This window comes from Streptosporangium heterodermiicola (assembly GCF_051390675.1).
Classification (GTDB): Bacteria; Actinomycetota; Actinomycetes; order Streptosporangiales; family Streptosporangiaceae; genus Streptosporangium.
The window spans coordinates 1-505 of record NZ_JBPJSR010000110.1; the positions used below are offsets into that span (position 1 = coordinate 1).

General features: G+C 70.1%; 1 protein-coding gene. It reads left to right on the plus strand.

All coding sequences use genetic code 11. From position 1 onward, the window contains the following. The coding region (locus tag ACSC1Q_RS43110; RefSeq protein WP_436764529.1) for an acyltransferase domain-containing protein at positions 1-505 on the plus strand (505 nt) is incomplete at both ends.

Genomic DNA, 505 nt, shown 5'->3' on the forward strand with positions numbered 1-505 from the left:
GGTCTCGCACGCGTTCCACTCGCCGTTGATGGAGCCGATGCTGGCGGAGTTCGAGCAGGTCGTCTCCGCACTTACCTTCGCCGAGCCGAGTATCCCTGTCGTCTCCAATGTGACGGGCCTGCTTGCGGAGCCAGGGCTGCTGACCGACCCGGCGTACTGGGTGCGGCATGTGCGGGAGGCGGTGCGGTTCGCCGATGGGGTGGCCGCCTGCCAGGCGAACGTGTTCGTCGAGATCGGACCCGACACCACCCTGACCGCGCTCGCCCAGCAGAGCGTCGAGAACGGCGCCTTCGTCGCGACCGCGCGCAAGGACCGCGACGAGGTCCGGGCGCTGGTCGAGGCGCTGGGCCGGTTGCACGGCCATGGCGTGGGAGTCGACTGGACGTCGATCCTCACCCCGAGGGCACGTGTCGATCTGCCGACGTACGCCTTCCAGCGGGAGCGGTTCTGGATCGCGGTGCGTGCCGGGGCCGGGGAGATGAGTGCCGCCGGACTGGGGGCGCTT